The sequence below is a fragment of the Ruegeria haliotis genome (assembly GCF_013377785.1).
In the GTDB taxonomy this organism is placed as follows: Bacteria; Pseudomonadota; Alphaproteobacteria; order Rhodobacterales; family Rhodobacteraceae; genus Ruegeria; species Ruegeria haliotis.
Window position 1 is genome coordinate 269515 of sequence record NZ_JABXWT010000002.1, and the last position, 17810, is coordinate 287324.

The following is a 17810-nucleotide window of genomic DNA, read 5'->3' on the forward strand; positions in this document are numbered from 1 at the left end:
GTTCCGGCGTAGCTCAGCGGTAGAGCAGTTGACTGTTAATCAATTGGTCGTAGGTTCGATCCCTACCGCCGGAGCCAATTTCCCCTTACATCCACTCTCGTCTTCCGTGCATTTTCACAATGCTGGTTGCGATCAGAGTTTTAGTCAAAAAACTTCATCGCCCCCTCTGGACGCCGCGAAATCTGATTGCTATACGGCGCGAACCGTTCCGGCGTAGCTCAGCGGTAGAGCAGTTGACTGTTAATCAATTGGTCGTAGGTTCGATCCCTACCGCCGGAGCCATTTTCCAGCACTTTCAAGGCTCAGCCTGCCAAGGCATTCTCGAAATCTGCGCGCAGATTGCGTTTTAGCACCTTGCCTGTCGCGTTCAGTGGCAACGCATCGACAAACACGACCTTGTCCGGAACCTGCCATTTGGCAATCTTACCCTCAAAGAACGCCAACAATTCGTCCTCGCTCGGATTTTCACCTTCAGCCCTGACCGCGACCAGCAGAGGGCGCTCGTCCCACTTCGGATGCGGCACACCGATAACGGCTGCGGTTGCCAGCTTTGGATGTGCGACGGCGATGTTTTCCAGCTCGACTGAACTGATCCACTCCCCCCCCGATTTGATGATATCCTTGGATCGATCACGGATCGTCATGTAGCCATCAGGATCCAGCGTGGCGACATCACCCGTGGCGAACCATCCGTCCTGTAGCAGGTCTTGATCCTGTAACTGAAAATAGCTGTCCAGCACCCAATGGCCGCGTACCATCAGATCACCCTGCGTTTCACCGTCCTGAGGCAGTTCGTTGCCGTCATCATCGACGATTTTCAACTCGACCCCAAAGGGCGGGCGACCCTGATTTTCTCTTAACTTGCGCTGCGCCTCAATCGGCAAATCACGGTGCTTGGCCATCGGATTGTTGGTTGTGCCCAAGGGGCTCATTTCGCTCATGCCCCAGGCGTGGACGGTGTCGACACCATAACTCTCGCGGAAGGTTTCGATCATGGACGGCGGGCATGCGGCGCCGCCGATCACTGTACGCTCAAGGCTGGTCAGCTTGCTGCCGGATTGGGCTGCATGGGCCAGCAGGCCTTGCCAGATAGTCGGAACGCCCATAGCCAGCGTCACACCGTAGGTATCGATCAGATTGACCAATGCCTCGCCATGCAGATCGGGACCCGGCAAAACCATCCGCGATCCCGACATCGCGCAGGCATAGGGTGAGCCCCAAGCGTTCACATGGAACATCGGCACAACCGGCATGACCACATCCATGGCAGAAAATCCGATGACGTCGCGGGTGTTCGATCCAAAGCTGTGCAGCACCGTCGAACGATGCGAATACAGAACGCCCTTTGGGTTGCCGGTCGTGCCCGACGTGTAGCACAGGCTGGACGCCGTGTTTTCGTCAAAGCTGGGCCACTCAAAATCAGCGTCGCCGGTTTTGATCAGCTCATCATAGAATTGCAGGCCGGGGATTTGCGACAACGCCTCTTCATCACGCGACCCCATCAGTACGAAATGCCGGACTTCGCTCAGGGCGCCGTGCAGCGCAGCGACAAGCGGAATGAACGTGGCATCAAAAAACAGCACACGGTCTTGAGCGTGGTTGACGATGTAGGTCAGTTGCTCGGGGAACAGGCGTGGGTTGACCGTATGACAGACATAGCCCGCACCCGAAGTGGCATAATAGATTTCCAGATGACGCCGGGTATTCCACGCTAACGTCCCCATCCTGTCCTGAGGGTCCAGCCCCAGTTTGGTCAGGGCCGACGCAAGCCGCCGGGCGTTAGCGGCTATTTCCGACCAATTGGTTTGCGTGACCGTCCCATTTGTTTCGACCGAGAAGATCTCGGTCTGGCCATGATAGCGTTCGGCGTGATCAATCAGTGACGAGATCAGCAAGGGCTGCGTCATCATCTGTCCCAGCATGGACATCCTCCCATTATCGGCGCGGTCTTCCATGGCCGCAACCTTTTGCATCTGTCATCGACCCGTTGAGCTCGGCCCAACGGGTCAATCAAGACGTTTCCTCAGAAGGAACCCTGCCAATCATTTAATTGTCTGACAATAAAAGAATGCAGCCCGCCACTATGACAGACTATGGTTTCCGGCCTCAATCCCGATGCGTCAGCACATAAGCCACCAAAGCTGCAGTCGATCCATCTTTGCCGTTTGGACTTTCGTCACCGTCGACAATTGGCCCCAAAGATGTCGCCAATTCCTTACCCAGCTCGACGCCCCATTGGTCAAACGAGTTAATGCCCAGCAGAACGCCTTCGACAAACACGCGGTGCTCGTAGAGGGCTATGATCTGTCCTAGAACGAATGGCGTGAGTTTTGGGTAGATCAACGTGGTCGAGGGGCGATTGCCTGCAAACACACGATGACGTGCCTGCCGGTCCAACTCGGCACCCTGCAGTCCGGTTGCGGCCATCCGCGCACGGGCTTCGTCCAGTGACCGACCATGCATCAGGGCTTCGGATTGGGCCAAACAATTGGCTAACAACAGGCGGTGGTGATGTGCCAGTTCCGGCTCGTGCCCTTCGGCGGCAACCATGAATTCGCAGGAAACAACATCCGTGCCCTGATGAATAAGTTGATAAAACGCATGCTGGCCGTTGGTGCCCGGCTCCCCCCAAACCACAGGCCCTGACGGCACGGTCAGAGAGCTGCCATCCATCGCCACCGATTTGCCATTCGATTCCATTTCCAGCTGCTGAAAATAGGCAGGCAGGCGCAACAAGCGCTGATCGTATGGCAGAACCGCCCGGCTGGCATAGCCCAACACCTGACGATGCCAGACGCCCGTCAAAGCAAGCATGACCGGTACGTTTTCGACCCACTCAGCAGATCGGAAATGCAAATCCATCGCCTGTCCACCACGCAGAAATGCGTCGAAGGCATTGGATCCGACGGCAATCATCACCGGCAAGCCTACAGGTCCCCAGACCGAATACCGCCCGCCGACCCAGTCGGCAAAACCGAATACGCGTTCCTCTGGAATGCCGAAAACCTGCGTCTTGTCCAGCGCGCTGGAAACGGCCGCGAACTGCCTTGCCGGATCACCGCCACCGTCGGTCATCCATGCCCGTGCCGTGCGGGCGTTGGTCATGGTCTCGATTGTCGTGAAGGTCTTGGACGCCACGATCACCAACGTCCGGCTCGGGTCCAGTTGCCGCAGAGTATCTGCAATATGCGCGCCATCGACATTCGACACGTAGTGCAGGCGTGGCCCATCATGGTAGGGCGCCAGGGCATGCGTGGCCATGACTGGCCCCAGATCGGACCCGCCAATGCCAATATTCACCACATCGGTAAAGCTGCCCCCTGCCCCGGCAATTGTTCCGCCCCGAACCTCTTCGGCGAAGACGCGCATGCGTTGCAACGTCTTCAACACGTCCGGCATGACATCTTGGCCATCGACATCCACCGGGCCGCCATCCAGATTGCGCAGCGCCGTGTGCAACACCGCGCGCCCTTCGGTTTCGTTTATCTTCTGGCCTGTGAACATTGCCTCGCGGCGACCCGCCAAATCAGCCTCGTTACACAACTGGATCAAGGCTGCCCGAACATCCTGATCGATCTGTGTCTTTGAATAATCAAACAACAGATCGCCGGTCGAAGCCGAAAACCCTTGCGCCCGGTTTGGATCGGCATCGAACAGGTCCAAAATTCGACGATCTGACTGCGATACGGCCAGAGACTTCAGTGTTTCCAGGAGCATTAACTTACTCCGCCCAATGAACGGTTATGCCGCTCAGCACGGCTGCTATTGGTGCTTCTTCCGGCGGCAGGGACAAGGAATGCTCCAAAGCCTCCCTTTTGCCAGTTCCATAGATGATCAGGTGTTTGGACAAAGCCCCATCCAGCACGGGTGCTGTCAGCGTAATGCGCGGTTCAGGCTGCGTCTCTGTGCGAGCTACTGCCAAAGTTGGGGCGTGACCGCCTAACGCCGCTGCCAAACCTTCCATTCCAGGGAACAGAGACGCGGTATGCATGTCCTCTCCCATCCCGAGGACCAGAACCGCCAGCGGGAGAACCGGCGCGATCAGCGACTCGATCTCGGGCAAGGCGGCTTCAGGGTCTGCGCCGGGCACGTAAAGCGGCACATATTCCGCGATTGAGGCCCGGCTGGTCAGCAATCGTTCCCGGATCAAGCGTTCGTTCGAGCGTTCGTGGTCGGCGGGAACGCAGCGCTCATCCGTAGGCAGAACGCGCACACGATCCCACGCGAGGTCCGCGGCACAAAGACTGTCAAAAATCGACCCCGGCGTGGTTCCACCCGGGACGGCAAACGCGACCGTGTCGTGATGTAGCAATGCGGCCTCAAGGTCTCCAGCCAATTCGTTAGCCACATCGATGGCCAGCATGTCTCGGTCGGCATATTCCTGAATTTTCATGGCTTGATTCCTTGCCAGCGGCGACCGTCACGTTTCATCAGCAGTTCGGCGTCGCCGGGGCCTGTACTGCCGCTGTCATAAGGTTTGGGGACATCGCCGCGCGCCTGCCAGCCGGCAATGACCGGATCAGTCCAAGCCCACGCGGCCTCGACCTCATCGCCGCGCATGAACAAGGTTTGGTTGCCTCGGATCACGTCCATCACCAGTCTCTCGTAGGCATCGGGCGGGTCCTGGTTCTCCGGACCCAAAGCCTCGGCAAAACTCATGTCGAGGGGGACATCGATCAGGCGCATACCGCCCGGCCCCGGCTCTTTGATTGTCACCTTGAGGGTGATCCCCTCGTTAGGCTGTAACCGGATCGACAACGCATTGGCATGCCGCCCGGCCTCTTCACCAAAGATCGAATGCGGTGCGTCCTTGAACATGACATTGATGACCGAGGATCGCGCCACCAACCGCTTACCCGTGCGTAGATAGAACGGCGTTCCGGCCCACCGCCAGTTGCTGACATGCGCCCGCAAAGCGACATAGCTTTCGGTAGTTGAACGCGGATTGCTGACCACGTCCCGGTAACCAGGACCTTCTGGCCCGGCGGCGAATTGCCCGCGGACGATGTGATGGGGCTCCACCGGGTCGAGCGCGCGGATCACTTTCAGCTTTTCGTCGCGCACCGCATCGGGATCAAATTTCGCGGGCGGCTCCATCGCGATCAGGCACAGCAACTGCATGAGGTGGTTCTGCACCATGTCCCGCATCGCCCCGGCCCGCTCGTAATAGTCTTCGCGCCCATCAATGCCGACGGTCTCGGCCACGGTGATCTGGATGTGGTCCACGTATTGGCTGTTCCACAATGGCTCGAACAACATATTGCCGAACCGAACGGCCATCAGGTTCTGAACCGTTTCCTTACCTAAATAGTGGTCGATACGATAAATCTGACCTTCATCGAAATGCGCCGCCAGAGTGGCGTTGAGCGCACGCGCGCTGCCCAGATCATGACCAAACGGTTTTTCGACCACTATTCGTGTGTGCTCGGACGCCATATCGTGCAGCCTGATGCGCTCTGCCAACGGGCCGAATAGGCTTGGACCGACGGAGAAATAGAAGGCGCGAACGCGGTTTTCTTTCAGCTTTTTGGCAAGGGATTGCCACCCCTCTGCAGACAGCGCATCCAGCGATACGTAATCCACGCGCTGCAGAAACCCGTTCAATGCGTCGACATCCTGCGCACGCATTGGCGCGTTTTGGCGCAACGATTCGGCAGTCATCTTTCGGAATTCATCAGGGGTATGATCCCCCCGCGCGGCGCCGATGATTTGCGCGTCCTCAGGCCACTGGCCCGCACAATAGCGGCGAAACAAGGCAGGCAGGATCTTGCGCTGCGCCAGATCGCCGGTGCCGCCGAAAATGACCAGATCAAATGGGTCAACAGGTATGACGCGAGAAACCATAAGTTGTCCTTACCTTGCAACCTTGGGTATGTCCAATGTTAGCGCAACCATAAAATCGACCTTTGCAGCAAAACCTCTGTGATCAAAACTCTGTCAACGCCGTCGCATCGCACTTAACGAACGCGGGGCAAAGGGTTAAGTCAGTCTGACAGTTTCAAAGAACCGGATCCGGGAATGAAAGACAACGCCCTACAGCTTGCCAATATCGGGAAGTTTCAGAACAAATTCGTGACAGCAGACGGGCAAACTCGGGCTTCGGTTGCATTAACCAACCCCGAAACACTCTGGTTTAACACTGGCACCCTGTGCAACATCGAATGCGTGAACTGCTATATCGCCAGCAGTCCGACCAATGACGCGCTGGTCTATATCACCGCGGCCGAAGTCACCGATTACCTGAACCAGATCGAAGAGCGTAACTGGCCCATCCGCGAGATCGGATTTACCGGTGGTGAACCCTTCATGAACCCTGAGATGATCGAGATCACCCGCGCCGCATTAGAGCGTGGCTTTGAGGTGCTGATCCTGACCAACGCCATGCAACCTATGATGCGTCGCAAAATGCGCGAGGGCTTGCTGGAATTGCAGCGCGACTACAAAGACAAGCTGACCCTGCGCATTTCGGTCGATCATTACCGACCCGAATTACATGACGAAGAACGCGGTGTCGGCAGTTTTGCCAAAACCGTGACCGGCATGGAGTGGCTGCGTGACAATAACTTCACAATGGCGGTCGCCGGGCGCTCTGTCTGGGGCGACACCGACGGCGACAGCCGGGCGGGGTACGCCGCGTTTTTCAAGGCACATGACTTTGACATTGACGCGCAGAATCCGGGCGAGACGGTCCTATTTCCCGAAATGGACGAAACCATCGAAGTGCCCGAGATCACCACGGCCTGCTGGGACATCCTGAACAAATCCCCCGATGCCGTGATGTGCGCCAGCGCGCGCATGGTGGTCAAACGCAAGGGCGCTGATCGCCCGGCAGTTCTGGCATGCACGCTGCTATCCTACTCACCTGAATTCGAGATGGGCACGACCCTGGCCGAAGCCGAGGCTGACGTGCACCTGAATCACCCCCATTGCGCCAAATTCTGCGTTTTAGGAGGCGCGAGCTGTTCCGGATGACCTCAGTTCAATTTGGGTGATTTCCAGTATTTCGTTCCCGACGCCGTGGCCGCAACGCGCCAGCCTTTCTTGCCGAGCACAAAGATGGACCGACCATCCACAAACTGTATGGTCTCCTCCGTTCTTTCATCTCCGTACATCGCGCCGGTTTCAGCGGTGGCGTCATATCCGTCGGTCACGAATTTCAGGAAATCGCCTTCGGTCTGGAACAGAATGACAAACTGAGTTGCGAACCCGCCTATCCCGACCGCGGCGCCAACGCCGCCTGTGCCCATATTCATGTAGGTGTGGGTGCCATCCACTTTGTCCACCGCAACACCCCGGCCATATCCGGCGGCGACAGGAAAAACACTGATTTTACGCGTATCGAATGCGGCATAGCCTGCGCTGATATCGTACATCGTGGCGGCGTCAGCGTTTTCCGCCAGCAATCGGTTCAGCACCTCATCGGCCATGATATCCAATTCGGCGCGCGTTTCCTCGGGCGTTGCCTCATTGGTTACAAGATCAGCAGTGGAATCGACGGTGTCCCCGACAATGTCCGCGCCCTTTTCGATACCTTGCCCAACCTTCTGGGCGCCCTGACCGACCGCGTCGAGCGTGTTGTCAGCGCCCTTTTTGATCTTGTCCAGAACACCCTCTGCCATAGTTGGACCGGAAAGTGCCAGGCAAGCGAAACCGACAAAGAAATATCTGAACATGCTTTTCCCTACAATTCGAACGCGTTGTGCATTCGAAGCATAGCCATAGCTGTCAAAAACGCCATGCCACAACAGCATGACACTCCCACTCTTAACAGGCAGGTCAGTTTACCCGGAATTCGCCCACCACATTACGCCATTCACCCGGAGCGATCATTTTCCGGTGCGTGAAACGCACTGAATGCAGCGGCCCATCGATCTCTCTTTGCCAGAAATCAATGAAATCAAACAGTTTCGGATGATCCGGCGCCAGATCGTATTCCTGCCAGATGAACGTGTTCAGAACGTGAATATAGTCGGGCATGCGGTAATAAAATTCCGCCGTCGTCAGCCCGTACCCCTTGAGCATCAGTTCAGTTTCGCTTTGCTCCATGCAGACCTCCAATTTCTTGCAAGGTCTCTTTAGGGTAACACGGAATCCTTCCAACTCGTATAAAAACAATATGTTACCTGAGTGTGAGTAGGGTTTTTTGCTTCAAACAGGTTGCTTGCTTGCACCTTATGTGCCGGGTCTGATAAGGTGTATCCACAAGATATAGACCCTGTACAAAGAACGGGCAGTTTACGTGAGCGATACGCCAGAAATTCCTGAAAACATGGATGAAACCCCACCAGAGCGCCCCGTTTACGACGGCCCGACGGTCTCCATCGAATCTGAAATGCGCACGTCCTATCTGGACTATGCGATGTCGGTCATCGTCAGCCGCGCGATCCCCGATCTGCGCGACGGGCTGAAGCCGGTGCACCGGCGCATCCTGTACGCGATGTACGAGACCGGGAATACACACGACAAATCCTATCGCAAATCGGCGCGTCCGGTTGGCGATGTGATGGGTAAATATCACCCGCATGGGGACTCGGCCATCTATGATGCATTGGTGCGGATGGCGCAGGATTTCTCGATGTCGCTGCCGCTGTTGGATGGTCAGGGCAACTTTGGGTCGATGGACGGCGATAACCCGGCGGCCATGCGTTATACCGAAGTGCGGATGGATAAGCCCGCCGCATCCCTGCTGGCGGATATTGAAAAAGACACTGTCGATTTTCAGGACAACTACGACGGCAAAGACCAAGAGCCGACCGTCCTGCCCGCCCGCTTCCCGAACATGCTGGTCAACGGTGCCGGTGGAATCGCGGTCGGTATGGCGACGAACATCCCGCCGCATAATTTGGGCGAAGTGATTGATGCCACTCTGGCGCTTATTGACGATCCGGACCTGACATCCGAACAACTGATCGAATACGTACCCGGCCCTGACTTCCCCACTGGCGGTGTTATGTTGGGCCGCACGGGCGCACGTAAGGCCTATCTTGAGGGACGTGGTAGCGTCATCATTCGGTCCAAGACGCGAGTCGAAGAAATCCGCAAGGACCGCTATGCCATTGTTGTGGACGAGATCCCCTACCAGGTGAACAAAGCCTCGATGATCGAAAAGATCGCCGAGGCGGTTCGTGAAAAGCGGATCGAAGGCGTTGCCCACGTGCAAGACGAATCCGACCGCAACGGTGTACGTGTCGTGGTTGAATTAAAGCGTGATGCGACGCCCGAAGTGGTGTTGAACCAATTGTTCCGCTTCTCGCCGATGCAAACCTATTTCGGCTGCAACATGCTGGCGCTGAATGGTGGTCGACCGGAACAGTTGACACTGCGCAGGTTCCTGACCTCGTTCATCGATTTCCGCGAAGATGTCGTCGCCCGCCGCACAGCATACCTGCTGCGCAAAGCGCGCGAACGCAGCCACATTCTGTGTGGTCTGGCGGTGGCTGTAACCAATATTGACGAAATCGTTGCAACGATCCGGCAATCCGCTGATGCGTCCGAGGCGCGCGAAAAGCTGATGACCCGACGCTGGCCCGCTCAGCCAATTCTACAATATATCGCGCTGATCGATGATCCGACCCATACAGCGAATGAGGATGGCACTTATAACCTGTCTGAAACTCAGGCCCGCGCCATTCTTGAGCTGCGGTTGCAGCGCCTGACACAGATCGGTGTGAAAGAAGTCACCGACGAGCTGGAAGAACTGGCCGGTAAGATCAAGGAATACCTTGAAATTCTGGGGTCGCGCGAACGCATCATGACCATCATCGGCGATGAGCTGCGCGAGGTGCGCGATCAGTTCGCCGTGCCCCGCCGCACCGAGATCGTCGACTGGTCCGGTGACATGGACGACGAGGATCTGATCGAGCGTGAGGATATGGTCGTAACGGTCACCTCGGGCGGCTACATCAAGCGGACTCCTCTGGGCGATTTCCGTGCGCAAAAGCGTGGCGGCAAAGGCATTTCGGGGATGCAGACCAAGGAAGAGGATGTTGTTACCAACCTCTTCGTGGCCAACACCCATACGCAGCTGTTGTTCTTCACCACGGATGGGATGGTGTACAAGCTTAAGACTTGGCGCCTGCCGCAGTCGGGGCGCACCGGTAAGGGCAAGGCAATCGTCAACATCCTGCCGATCCCGACAGGTGTGTCGATCGCGGCGATCATGCCGGTGGATGTGCCGGATGAGGAATGGGAAAACCTGCAGATTGTCTTCGCCACAAGTGCCGGAGACGTTCGCCGCAATGCGCTGAGCGATTTCACCAACGTCAAGCGTAACGGCAAGATCGCCATGGACCTGCCCGAAGGGGTCGAGATGGTCAACGCGCGCATCTGTTCCGAAGATGACGACGTCATGCTGGTGACGAATTCCGGCCGGGCGATCCGCTTCCAGACCACTGATGTGCGTGTCTTCAAGGGTCGCAAATCCACCGGCGTCCGAGGCATCAGGTTGTCGAACGGCGACCGTGTCGTATCCATGTCGGTAATCCGCCATTTCGAGGCAACCTCGGACGAGCGCGCGGCTTACCTCAAGATGCGCCGCGCCGTGGCCGGGTTGGCCGACGATGCCGAAGGGTCGGATGAAGAGGCCAACGAACTGGCCACGATCAGCCAGGAACGCTATGCCGAGATGTCAGCGGCCGAGAACCTGATCCTGACAATCTCGGCGGGCGGCTCGGGCAAGCTGAGCTCCAGCCACGACTATCCGGTACGCGGGCGCGGTGGCATGGGCGTGGCCGCCATGGACAAGGCGATGCGCGGCGGAGAGCTGGTTGCTTCGTTCCCGGTCGAGATCGACGACCAGATCATGCTGGCCACCTCCAAAGGTCAATCGATCCGGGTGCCGGTGGATGGCATTTCCTTCCGGTCGCGGTCCGCTGGTGGGGTTAAAGTCTTCAACACCGGCAAGGGTGAAGTGGTCGTCAGTGTTGCGTGGATTGCCGATCAAGGCGACGAAGAAGACGCTGAAGAGTAGACCTCTGATCAAATCGAATTACAAAGGCGTCGGGTGTATCATCCGGCGCCTTTGCGTTTCAGGTTAGCGGGTACCGGTCAACAAATCCTCAACCGCCCAGAGCCTGTCCTGCCCCCAGATACTACGCCCTCCGACACGAAAACTTGGCACGCCCCATAAACCAATTTCCTGCAGATGGTCTTGATTGGCAGTGATCCGCGATAGCCACCCCGTGGCATTCAGATCTGCCTGCGCATCCTTCCAGATCAACCCCGCCCTTCTGACGATTTTCGACAAACCTTGATCCGTTGCCGCGTTAAGTCCGTCGGCCCAGACACCAGACATGAACGCCGCACAAAACTCTGGCAACAACCCTTGGCCTTCTGCAAAGTCCAACAGAGCATATCCACGCTCAACTCCTTTGCCCAACGGATCGCAAATGCGACCGAAGGGAATCTCCATCCGCCGTGCCTCGCGCGCACAATCCTTCAGAATGTACGAGGACTTTAACGAGGGAACTGGCAACCCACGCATCAACATTGGCAAAACAGGCCGCAGGATCAATTTGGCATTATGGCGACATGTCAGATCTCGAATGCGATCAAAGGCCAAATAGGAATACGGGCTTCGGAACGAGAAAAAGAACTCGACCTGACGACCTTCCTCAAAAGCGTTTTCCGCCTGCAGTCTAGGAACAGGTACAATCGGTGATACGCGTTCACCTAATCCGGCCTGCTGCAATCTGCTCTCAAGATAGTGCAGGCGATCTACACCCCAGTACCATTCCCCGGCGTATTGGAACGTGCCCCCCAGATAATGCCCGGCAGCGGCCAACGCCCTGTCTCCGGCGTTCATGACATTCGATGGGTCGACCTCTGGCATTGATGGCAAATCTGAACCTGACCATAAATCGCTGCTCACTTGCCTTGCGATAGTCGCAAAATCCGGGCATGAAATTCCGGCCGCCAATATGCGTTCGGCCTGAGATATCGCCTCGACATTGGGTTTCGATATTTTCGGCGACGGCATGTCGAACCGTTTTGCCAACTGCATCACGTCGCGTATTGCGTTGTCGTGGTAGGCCTTGGGGTCGGGTAAGGCGTCAGATGGCGGGCCTGATATCAGGTAAGGGCGAAGCTCCACTTTGTATCTGCGCTGAAACTCAACCAAAACCTGGCTGGTCAGGTAGCAATACGGGTCAGAAACATCGTGGAAGTACCGTACGATGTGCGGTTCTCGCCTGACACGCCGCTTCAACTCCTGCGCTTGCCTGCGCGCCGTTAGCAAACCGCGGCTCGTCAGTATGGCCGCGATATGAGGTTTCACATATGTCTCAAAGGGCAAGGCTGTGCTCCGGCGTTCTGATGCCAGAGCACCTTAGCCACACTGTTGCCTAATGCCATGTGCTAACACAACAATGTGACGGGCGAAGTCACCTGTCAAAGACCGTAAAGAGCCCCGAACTTGCGTTCAAGATATGCCAATAGTGGTTCGGGCCCCGGCTCAACTCCACTGGCCCGCCGGATGATTTCGCGCGGGGCATAAAGCCCACCGTGCTGCTGTACATTTTCACGCAACCAGCCGGTTGCGCACGAAGTGTCACCCGCTGCAAGCTGTTTTTCCAGGTCAGGAACCGCATCGCGCAACGCCTGATAGAGGCATCCTGCGTAAACGTTGCCCAAGGAATAGGTCGGGAAGTAACCGAACAGGCCGACGGACCAATGCACATCCTGCAAGCATCCGTTCGAAGGCTTGTCGACCGCATAGCCAAAGTCGGCTTTGAACCGATCATTCCACGCGGCTTCCAGATCTCTCACCTGCAGATCGCCCGCCATCAGAGCGCGCTCCAGATCAAAGCGCAGCATGATGTGCAGGTTGTATTGCACCTCATCCGCCTCGGTCCGGATATAGCCATTATGGACCCGGTTCACCGTCGCATAAAAGGTATCGGCATCGGCAATGCCGAAATCACCAAACACATCAATCATTTGCCCGTAGAGCCAGCCGGTAAAGGCGCGGGACCGGCCCAGTTGGTTTTCGTAAATCCGGCTTTGGCTTTCATGCACGCCCATCGACACGCCACAGCCCAGCGGTGTCAGCGCAAAGGACGGGTTGATCCCCTGTTCGTATGCGGCGTGGCCGACCTCGTGAATGGTGGAATAAAAGCAATTGAAAGGATCAGTCTCGTTGGTGCGGGTTGTGATCCGCACGTCCGAGCCGCTGCCAGAGCTGAACGGGTGCACCGCTTTGTCCACCCGCCCCCGGGTCAGATCATAGCCAAACGTGGTTGCCAGTTTCTGGGACAGGCGCATTTGGTCCGTTTCATTGAATGCTCTCTCCAACGCTTGCGGAGCCGGTCTGTCCAGAACGGCTGCCCGCAACGCAACCAGTCGAGGGCGCATTTCATCAAAGATCGCGGCAATCTGGGAACCAGTCGTATAGGGCTCGTAATCCTCGACCATGGCGTCGTAGATATTCCCGCCCTGAGCCAGCGCCGCGCCCTCTTCACGCTTCAGCGCCACCACCTCTTCCAGCACCGGCAGGAAGGCGGTTACATCCTCATCCGCCCGTGCCTGCGCCCACTTTCCCTGCGCCGTCGAAGTAACGCGCGCGATGGCTTTGGCCAGATCAGCAGGCACTTTGATGGTTCGTTCATAGGACCGGCGGATCTCACGCACCTGAGCCTGCCCTGCCTCGCATCCGGGTTCGGCCTGATCCAGCCATTCTGCGACCTTTGGGTCTGACCGGCGCGCGTGCAAGACGGACTCGATCGCTGCCATCTCTTCGGCGCGCTGAGGCGCTGCGCCGCGCGGCATCACGGTTTCCTGATCCCAGCCCAGCCGCCCGGCAATCTGTCCAAGAGCGGACGTTTCACGCTGATAGGCCATCAGGTCGTCAAATGCAGTCATCGGGTCAAGCTCCACGAAGTGAGGTTGCAATGGGATAGGCGGTCAGGAAACGGGCACGCAGGATCAGCGTCCAGACAACGACCGCAAGGAATTGGTGGAAGATAGCGATCTGCCAAGGAGCGGCATAGACCACGGTCAAGATCCCGACCACAACTTGCAGCGACAGGGCGGCAAACGCGACATTGAACGCAAACCGGGTCTGCGGATGCGCACTGGTGTTGCCACGTCGCCAGACAATGACACCGAAGGCAAACAGCAGATAGCCGGCGCAGCGGTGAATGAATTGAACCAGACCGGGGCTTTCAAAGAAATTCCGCCACATCGGTTCCAGCACTGTCGCATCCGGTGGCAGGATCTGCCCGCCGATCAAAGGCCAGTCGGTGTAAGACCGACCAGCGTCGATCCCGGCGACGAGAGCACCAATGAGTATTTGTAAAAAGGCGAAGTGCATTAACCCGGTCGACAGTGAGAACAGCTTTGCCTCCTTGGCGCGTCGGGCCTGCATCAGGTCACGCTCTTGGCGCCCCAACATGAAGATATACCACGCCAGGAACCCAAGGATCACAAAAGCCAAACCCAAATGGGTTGCCAGACGATAGCTGGCCACGGCGGTCATCCCCTCACCCTCGGTGACGCCCGAGGCGACCATCCACCAACCAACAGCGCCTTGGACACCGCCCAAAACACCCGGGATCAGCAGTTTGCCCGTCCATCCGGTCGGGATCTTCCGTGCAACCAGAAAACCGAAGAAGCCGATCGCCCAGACCAAACCGATCACCCGGCCCAGTTGCCGGTGGCCCCATTCCCACCAGTAGATAGACTTGAAATCATCCAACTCCATCCACTGGTTCTGAATACGCCACTGGTCGATTTCTTTGTACTTGTCGAACTCGGCCTGCCAGTCCACCTCGGTTAACGGGGGGATGGCCCCGGTGATCGGACGCCATTCGGTGATCGAAAGCCCGCTGTCGGTCAGACGGGTCAACCCACCAACGACAATCATAACAACGACCAGCGCGAACAGGATCATCAGCCAGACGCGAATAGCCTGACGGGCGCCACCGCGCCCCTTGTCGATCATACCCGTCTGAACAGCCTGTTTTTTTTCAGTGTCTGAGACGTCCTCGAAGATGCTGCGCTTACCGCTCATGCTGTCCTCTTGTGCCTTGGATTTCGTCGCAAGCTAGGGCCATGGAGTGCCAAGGTCCAGCCTCAGCCCCGATCCTTCCACCGGACCATCTGCCGCATGACCCCGTGCATCATCTGCACATCCGCCCGGGTCATTCGCATCCGAGACCAAAGATTGCGCAGATTTACCTTCATGCCTTCGGCTTTTTCGGGCGGGTAAAAGAACCCGGCCTCGTCCAACCGGTCCTCGTAATGCTCGACCAGTTTCTCGACCTCGATCCCCGTGGCCCAGTCGCCCTTTCCCAAATCCGTAGCCTCGTGCACCACATCACCGGACTGCCGCATCCACTCATACGCCGTCAGCAAGACGCACTGGCCGAGGTTGAGCGAGGCATATTCGGGATTCACCGGAACCGAGATGATGGCATTGGCCTTGGCGATATCCTCATTCTCCAGCCCTGCACGTTCGGGGCCAAACAAGACCGCGACCTGCTCTCCCGCCGCGATTTTCTCGGCTGCAAGCTGCATGGCGTGCTCGGGGCTATAAACCGGTTTGGTCAACCCTCGCTGCCGGGCGGTCGTGGCAAAGACAAAAGTCCGGTCACCCAATGCCCCGGCGAGATCATCGAACAGTTGCGCTTCGTCCAGCAACCGGCCCGCCCCGCTGGACATCGCCACAGCCTTGGGGTTCGGCCACCCGTCGCGCGGCGCCACAATCCGCATCCGGTCCAGACCGAAATTCCACATCGCCCGCGCGGCGGCACCGATATTCTCGCCCATCTGCGGGCGCACAAGCACAAAGGACGGCTGGGATGTATCGCTGGGCATCGGTCACTCCAAAAGTTCCGCCTGCTCTAATCCTCTGTCCGACGCAGAGCAAGCCGTCGTAGCTGCCAAAAACCGCAGCTGAGGGCATAAAAGTTTGCTTCCCCGCCGCAATCCGCTAAACCGCGCAAAAGACTGAAAGCGAAGGACGCGCCGATGGACACCCCCGAGCAGCCGCAAATTTACCTGATCACACCGCCAACCATCACGTTGAGCAGTTTCCCCAACCAGTTGGCCCGTGTTCTGGACGGGGCCGAGATTGCCTGCATTCGCCTCGCTTTGGCAGGCAATGACGAAGACGCCATCGCACGCGCCGCGGATGCTTGCCGCGAAGTGGCCCATGCGCGAGATGTGGCGTTGGTGATTTCGAACCATGTTTTGCTGGCGCAAAAGCTTGGCCTCGACGGTGTGCATTTGGACGATGGCGCGCGCTCGGTTCGCGCAGCCCGCAAGGAACTGGGCGCAGATGCCATCGTCGGCAGTTTCTGCGGCGTCTCTAACCATGACGGCATGTCTGCGGGTGAGGCTGGCGTGGACTATGTGGCCTTTGGCCCGGTGGGCGCCTCATCGCTGGGCGACGGTACGCTGGCTGAAATGGATCTGTTCCAGTGGTGGTCCGAGGTGATCGAAGTCCCGGTCGTCGCCGAAGGTGGTTTGACTGCCGATTTGATCCGCGACCTAAGCCCCCGCACTGATTTCTTCGGTATCGGAGATGAAATCTGGTCCAGTGAAGACCCCTTGGGCACCCTGAAAACGCTCTTGTCCGCCCTACCCTAAGTCATCAACCAGGGTTCGACCATCCAATATACGCCGACACCAGCGATTATCATCGAGGCCAGAACAGAAATCCGGCCTCGCAGCCGGTGCGATCGGCCAGAGACCAGTACTGCGACGCCAAACGCCGCACAGGCCACCGCGCACAACGTCGCTATGACCCCAGCCCCGAACCCCAGAACGGCTTGGGGTATGTGGTCCGGGGGCGCTCCGATCGCAGTCAGAACGAAGGACAAGCCGATCCCCTGCAGCGCCCCAACGGCACATACGGTCAGTAACCGCCAGACCTGAAGTCGCCGCGAGATCAGATTCCACAGCGCCAGAACGACGATAGCCATGGTCAGGGACTGCGTCACAACCGGTCGTGGAACGGTGACGGCCTCTGACATGCCCAATCCCAAACCGATCACAACGCCCAGAGACAATAACAGCAATTGAGCCACAAGCGGACGCACGTGCAGCGACAAGAATACCAGCACCAGCGCCAGCAAGACCTGTTTTGGGCTGTTTGGAAGGATTTGCGTCACCCCTTTTGGGAAAAACGCCTGTAGGGTTTGCTGCGTGCTCAGCGCGGCTCCGCCGTATAAGGGGATTGAAGGGCTGGTTTCTCCAGCAGCAAGATACCCGGTATAGGGGGCCGAAGCGCGTTGTTGCCGTAGAACCACCGGCCCGAAGCCTTCAGGCCATCTCAGGCGCAGGGTGGACGCGCCTTTCGGTATCGGCCCTGCCAGCAAGAGTTTTGAAACCCGCACCGTCTGAAGATCACCTGTAACGGGAATGCGAATACCCTCATAGGACAAGGCAACTACCCCCCCAGCCTCGACCTGCAGGCTTTGCTTCCAGGTCTGCACAAACTCTTTCACTTGCGGCTCCAGTTCCGACGACACCAGGGCGCGCAAGTCTTTGTATTGCTGGTTGCCCTCAGTAGAGGACGGGTCGACCCCGGCCAGAAACGCCTCGGCGTTCAGGCTGATCTCTAGAAACAGAGTGTCAGATTTGATCCAAAAATCGATAATTGTCGGAGCTGGAGACTGGGCCGCTCCTTGTCCGGGCAGCAACGTCATGACAGCGACAAAACTCAAGAGACAGAATTTGAGGCGGTGGAGGATGGCCAAAATGACACCACGGCTCATGCGAAAAACTCTACAAGATAAATCAAAACACCAATCATCTGCTTTGATAGTCTGGCTGAATGAAAGGAATGGCAAGCCAAAAGGACGCTGCAC

The 17810-nt window shown here is 57.6% G+C and carries 14 protein-coding genes and 2 tRNA genes; 5 read left to right on the plus strand and 11 right to left on the minus strand.

From position 1 onward, the window contains the following. Positions 1 to 2 precede the first annotated feature (2 nt). Both HW561_RS06310 and HW561_RS06315 read left to right on the plus strand, forming a co-directional pair. Positions 3 to 77 (plus strand) — tRNA-Asn (locus HW561_RS06310). Positions 78 to 207: 130 nt separating this feature from the next. Next, a tRNA-Asn gene (locus HW561_RS06315) sits at positions 208 to 282 on the plus strand. 20 nt (positions 283 to 302) lie between these two features. On the opposite strand, the gene HW561_RS06320 is transcribed toward HW561_RS06315, so the two are convergent. From HW561_RS06320 to zwf, 4 genes are all read right to left on the minus strand, one after another. Continuing rightward, a complete protein-coding gene (locus HW561_RS06320) occupies positions 303 to 1922 on the minus strand; it encodes a long-chain-fatty-acid--CoA ligase (RefSeq protein WP_176862826.1) in 1620 nt (539 codons plus the stop codon). A gap of 184 nt (positions 1923 to 2106) precedes the next feature. Next, on the minus strand, positions 2107 to 3717 hold the full coding sequence (pgi, locus tag HW561_RS06325; protein ID WP_176862827.1) for a glucose-6-phosphate isomerase: 1611 nt from the start codon (positions 3715 to 3717) through the stop codon (positions 2107 to 2109). 4 nt (positions 3718 to 3721) lie between these two features. Continuing rightward, the gene (gene pgl, locus HW561_RS06330; RefSeq protein WP_176862829.1) at positions 3722 to 4393 is read right to left on the minus strand and encodes a 6-phosphogluconolactonase; all 672 of its coding nucleotides are present in this window, start codon (positions 4391 to 4393) and stop codon (positions 3722 to 3724) included. Next, positions 4390 to 5844, minus strand: coding sequence for a glucose-6-phosphate dehydrogenase (gene zwf / locus HW561_RS06335; protein ID WP_176862831.1), 1455 nt, complete (start codon positions 5842 to 5844; stop codon positions 4390 to 4392). The genes pgl and zwf overlap by 4 nt, the downstream gene beginning before the upstream one ends. Before the next feature lie 174 nt (positions 5845 to 6018). Between zwf and HW561_RS06340 the strand changes: the two genes are divergently transcribed. After that, entirely contained in the window at positions 6019 to 6972 is a 954-nt protein-coding gene (locus tag HW561_RS06340; RefSeq protein ID WP_176862833.1) for a radical SAM protein, read from the plus strand. 2 nt (positions 6973 to 6974) lie between these two features. Here HW561_RS06340 and HW561_RS06345 read toward each other — a convergent pair whose 3' ends face one another. Both HW561_RS06345 and HW561_RS06350 read right to left on the minus strand, forming a co-directional pair. Next, positions 6975 to 7673, minus strand: coding sequence for a lipid-binding SYLF domain-containing protein (locus HW561_RS06345; protein WP_176862835.1), 699 nt, complete (start codon positions 7671 to 7673; stop codon positions 6975 to 6977). Between the two features lie 103 nt (positions 7674 to 7776). Continuing rightward, complete coding sequence (locus HW561_RS06350) at positions 7777 to 8046, minus strand: usg protein (protein ID WP_176862837.1); 270 nt, start codon at positions 8044 to 8046, stop codon at positions 7777 to 7779. Between the two features lie 223 nt (positions 8047 to 8269). Here HW561_RS06350 and gyrA point away from each other — a divergent pair, with 223 nt between their 5' ends. Further along, positions 8270 to 10969 (plus strand): DNA gyrase subunit A, encoded by a 2700-nt coding sequence (gene gyrA, locus HW561_RS06355; RefSeq protein ID WP_211198553.1) that lies wholly within the window; start codon positions 8270 to 8272, stop codon positions 10967 to 10969. Positions 10970 to 11032: 63 nt separating this feature from the next. On the opposite strand, the gene HW561_RS06360 is transcribed toward gyrA, so the two are convergent. The 4 genes from HW561_RS06360 to HW561_RS06375 all read right to left on the minus strand — a co-directional run bounded on the left by HW561_RS06360 (position 11033) and on the right by HW561_RS06375 (position 15813). Continuing rightward, positions 11033 to 12292 (minus strand): DsbA family protein, encoded by a 1260-nt coding sequence (locus HW561_RS06360; RefSeq protein WP_211198539.1) that lies wholly within the window; start codon positions 12290 to 12292, stop codon positions 11033 to 11035. Between the two features lie 95 nt (positions 12293 to 12387). Next, the gene (locus HW561_RS06365) at positions 12388 to 13857 is read right to left on the minus strand and encodes a carboxypeptidase M32 (RefSeq protein WP_176862841.1); all 1470 of its coding nucleotides are present in this window, start codon (positions 13855 to 13857) and stop codon (positions 12388 to 12390) included. Positions 13858 to 13861: 4 nt separating this feature from the next. Beyond that, positions 13862 to 15007, minus strand: coding sequence for a heme A synthase (gene ctaA, locus HW561_RS06370; protein ID WP_176862843.1), 1146 nt, complete (start codon positions 15005 to 15007; stop codon positions 13862 to 13864). A gap of 62 nt (positions 15008 to 15069) precedes the next feature. After that, positions 15070 to 15813 (minus strand): RNA methyltransferase, encoded by a 744-nt coding sequence (locus HW561_RS06375; RefSeq protein WP_176862845.1) that lies wholly within the window; start codon positions 15811 to 15813, stop codon positions 15070 to 15072. A 153-nt stretch (positions 15814 to 15966) separates the two neighbouring features. On the opposite strand from HW561_RS06375, the gene HW561_RS06380 reads away from it, so the two are divergent. Further along, on the plus strand, positions 15967 to 16587 hold the full coding sequence (locus HW561_RS06380) for a thiamine phosphate synthase (protein ID WP_176862847.1): 621 nt from the start codon (positions 15967 to 15969) through the stop codon (positions 16585 to 16587). Here HW561_RS06380 and HW561_RS06385 read toward each other — a convergent pair. After that, positions 16584 to 17717 carry a HupE/UreJ family protein gene (locus HW561_RS06385; protein ID WP_176862849.1) on the minus strand — a complete coding sequence of 378 codons (1134 nt, stop codon included), beginning with the start codon at positions 17715 to 17717 and terminating at the stop codon, positions 16584 to 16586. The two genes, HW561_RS06380 and HW561_RS06385, sit on opposite strands and share 4 nt — an antisense overlap. Positions 17718 to 17810 lie beyond the last annotated feature (93 nt).